At 74.6% G+C, this 3,474-nt stretch carries 2 protein-coding genes and 1 pseudogene; all 3 read left to right on the top strand.

Annotated elements, in window-relative coordinates; translation table 11 throughout:
* Nucleotides 1–367: pseudogene (locus tag ESO86_RS19040) on the top strand (DUF58 domain-containing protein); the annotation flags it as partial.
* On the top strand, nt 364–2,694 hold the full coding sequence (locus ESO86_RS13855) for a transglutaminase-like domain-containing protein (RefSeq protein WP_129235532.1): 2,331 nt from the start codon (nt 364–366) through the stop codon (nt 2,692–2,694). The pseudogene ESO86_RS19040 and the gene ESO86_RS13855, both read left to right, overlap by 4 nt.
* 146 nt (nt 2,695–2,840) lie before the next feature.
* Nucleotides 2,841–3,302: an FHA domain-containing protein gene (locus ESO86_RS13860; protein WP_129235533.1), complete on the top strand. Its 462-nt coding sequence runs from the start codon at nt 2,841–2,843 to the stop codon at nt 3,300–3,302.
* Nucleotides 3,303–3,474: the final 172 nt, after the last annotated feature.

Genomic DNA, 3,474 nt, shown 5'->3' on the forward strand with positions numbered 1-3,474 from the left:
CGGTGCGTCCCGACGCCGGCAGCCGGCCATCGCGGAACTGCCGACGGCGTCGCGCGACCGGCTGCTCGACGCGCTGTGCCTCGTCGAGGCCGACGACCGCGCGTCGAGCCTCGCCGACACCGCACGCGCAGCGGCCGAGTCGGTCTCGGGAGTTTCCCTCGCCTTCGTCGTCACCGGCGGCGCACGTTCGGTCGCCGACCTCAGGCAGGCGGCGTCGCGCCTCCCTCTCGGCATCGAGGCCGTGGCGGTGCGCAGCTCCGCGGAGGGCGAGGCGACGGCACGATCGGTCGGCGGACTGTCGGTCTACGGGATCGGCTACCTCGAGGACCTGACCGCGATGCTCGCGAGGACGGCGTCCGTCGCATGAGCACGGCGACCGGCGCACGCCGCGCGGGCTCCGCGCGGGATCGGCCGCGCGTCCGGATCGCGGGCGGCAGCCTCGGGTCCGCGATCGTGAGCACGGTCATGATCGTCGCGGTCGTGGCGACGGCCATGCTGCCGTGGTGGCCGATCTACGAGAGTCCGGCGTTCGTGTACGCGGCGGGGGTGGCGATCCTCGCCGGAGCCGCGATCGGGTTCGCCGGCGCAGCGTGGGCATGGCCCTCGTGGGCGGTCGCGTCCGCGATCGCGGCGGCCTACCTCGTGCTCGGCGTGCCCGTGGCCGTGCCGTCGAGCGCATACGCGGAGGTCCTGCCGACCGCCGAGGGCCTCGTGGAGCTCGTCGCCGCGGTGGCGCTGTCCTGGAAGCAGCTCGTGACGATCTCCGTCCCGGTCGGCTCCTACCAGTCGCTGCTCGTCCCCCCGTTCCTCCTCGGGCTGATCGTGACCGCGACGGCCGTGACCATCGCGTTGCGCACGGCGCGAGCGTCAGCGGCGCTGCTCCCTCCCGCCCTCCTCCTCGTCGTCGGCGTCGTGCTCGGCGTCGTGCACGACGAGGTGGCCTTCGAGGCGGGGGTCGCATTCCTCGTGGCCTCGATCGCCTGGCTCGTGCGCGTGGGCATCGCGGAGCGTCGGAGGGCCGTCGTCGAACGCTCCGGCGAGTCCGCCCTCGCGGACGTCCGTCGGATCATCGGTGCGACCCTCGTCGCGGCCGTCGCCCTCGTGGGCGCGACCGCGGCCACGCTCGTGCTCCCTCCGGGGCCACGGGACGTGGTCCGCGCGGAGCTCCGCCCGCCGTTCGAGCCGAGCGACTACGACAGCCCGCTCGCCGCGTTCAGGGCGGCGTTCGCGCCCGAGGTCGCCGACGTCGAGATGCTCCGGGTCGCGGGCCTCCCGGCCGGCGCGGGGCTGCGGATCGCCACGCTCGACACCTACGACGGCATCGTCTACTCGGTCGGCGACAGCGACCGCTCCGGCGCATCCGGGCAGTTCTCGCGGCTGCCCTACCGGCTCGACCAGTCGGCGACGCCCGGCGAGGCGGTTCGGCTCGACGTCGCCGTGCTCGCCTACGACGACGTCTGGGTGCCCGGTGTCGGCCGTCTCGAGCGCATCGCGTTCGCCGGCGAGCGAGCGAGCACGCTCGAGGACGAGTTCGCCTACAACGACGTGACCGGCACGGCCGCAGTGCGGTCCGGCCTCGAGCGCGACGATCGGTACACCGCCGACTCGATCGCCTGGATCGAACCGGTCGACCTCGCCGGACTCCGTCCCGGCGGCGCGATCCTGCCCGCCTCCCCGGACCCTCCGGACGCGCTGCTGCGTCTGCTGGACCGCTGGACGAGATCCTCCGACGAGCCCGGCGTGCGGCTCGCCGGAGTCATCGAGGGCTTCCACCGCGAGGGGTACGTGAGCCACGGCATCGGCGAGGACGAGGTGCCCAGCCGTTCCGGGCACGCCCTCGACCGGATCGCGGAGCTCGCCACCGCGAAGCCCATGGTCGGCGACGGCGAGCAGTACGCCGTCGCGGCAGCGATGCTCGCACGATCCATCGGCTTCCCGACACGCGTCGTGGTCGGGTACCTCCCGTCGGGCGACGACCCGGCCGTGGACGGCGAGGTGGTCTTCCGCAGCCCGGACCTTCAGGCGTGGATCGAGGTCCAGGCCGAGGACGGCGCGTGGGTCGCGGTCGATCCGAACCCGGAGGTCCGGCCGATCCCGGAGCGGCAGCCCGACGAACCGACGGTGGTCTCGCGACCGCAGTCCGCGCTCCCGCCGCCGGAGGACCCGACCCCCGTCGAGGACCGCGCCGCCGAGCCCGACTCCGGCTCCGACGATCCCGATCGCGGCGCGGGGTGGCTCGACACGGTCCTGGCCGTCCTCCGCGTCGCGGGCATCGTGCTCGCCGCGCTCGCCCTGCTCGCCAGCCCGTTCCTCGCGGTCATCGCGGCGAAGGCCCGTCGCCGGCGGCTGCGCCGGCAGGCGAGGACGCTGGAGGGGCGCATCGAAGGCGGGTGGGAGGAGTTCGCCGACCAGGCGACCGACTACGGATACCCCATGGCGCAGACCGCCACGCGCGCCGAGCAGGCCGCCGTCGTCGGCGGCCTGGGCCCCGCCGTGCTCGCCTCGGTGGTGGATCGGGCCGTGTTCGGGCCCGACGGCCCCGGAGACGGCGACGACGAGCGGGTCTGGGCGGCAGTCGCTGAACTGCAGCGCCGCATGGACGAGCCGCTCTCCTGGCTCGAACGTGCGCGAGCGCGCGTCTCGCTCGGGTCGCTCGGCGGGTACGCTGGCTCGCGGAAGGGAGCCGGGACGTGAACTGCCGGATCTGCGGTGCGACGTTGCCCGACGGGGCGATGTTCTGCGGCGAGTGCGGAAGCTCGACCTCCGCGACGCCTGAATCGCGGCGGCCGCACGACCCCCGGCCCGGAGACACCTACGTCATCCACCGGTCCGATTCCGGCGTGCTGAGCGTCCCGCTCGGCGAGGCGGCCGATGCCGGGCGGCAGGACTCCGTCGACGTCCTCGGTTCCGAGCGGGTCGCAGAATCGTCGGCTCCGGCGGCGTCGGAGCCGCCGTCCGAGTCCGAGGCGGCGCCATCCGCTCGTTTCGTCCTGACCTTCACGACCGGCGAGGTGGTGACCATCCGGGGCAGCGGACTCGTCGGCCGCCGGCCGCTCGCCGAACCGGGGGAGTCGTTCGACCACCTCGTGCAGATCGTCGATCGGGGGCTGTCGGTCTCGAAGACCCACCTCGAGTTCGGGGAGCACGAGGGCGACCTGTGGGTCGCCGATCGCTTCTCCGCGAACGGCACCGTCGTCCGGCGCCCGGGCGAGGGCGGCGTCCGATGCGAGCCGGGCCGTCGAGTGCTCGTGCCGAGGGGCAGCCGCGTGGAGATCGGCGAGCAGGCCTTCGTCGTGGCCTGACCTCGGCCGACCCGTCCTCCACGGGCGCTGCGGCGTCCCGGGCATCCCGCACGCCCTCGCGCGAGGCGCGGATGCCGGCCGGGCTCTGATCTGCTCGAGGCATGACGGATGCGGCAGCGACGAGCCTCGACGCGCTGCCGGCGCTGCACCTGCCGCCCGCGCCGCCGGAGCA

This window comes from Agromyces binzhouensis (genome assembly GCF_004135055.1).
GTDB classification, from domain to species: Bacteria; Actinomycetota; Actinomycetes; order Actinomycetales; family Microbacteriaceae; genus Agromyces; species Agromyces binzhouensis.

Bases quoted from the DNA above. Each gene is read 5' to 3' on its own strand.
- ESO86_RS13855 (WP_129235532.1), top strand. From the start codon at position 364: ATGAGCACGGCGACCGGCGCACGCCGCGCGGGCTCCGCGCGGGATCGG.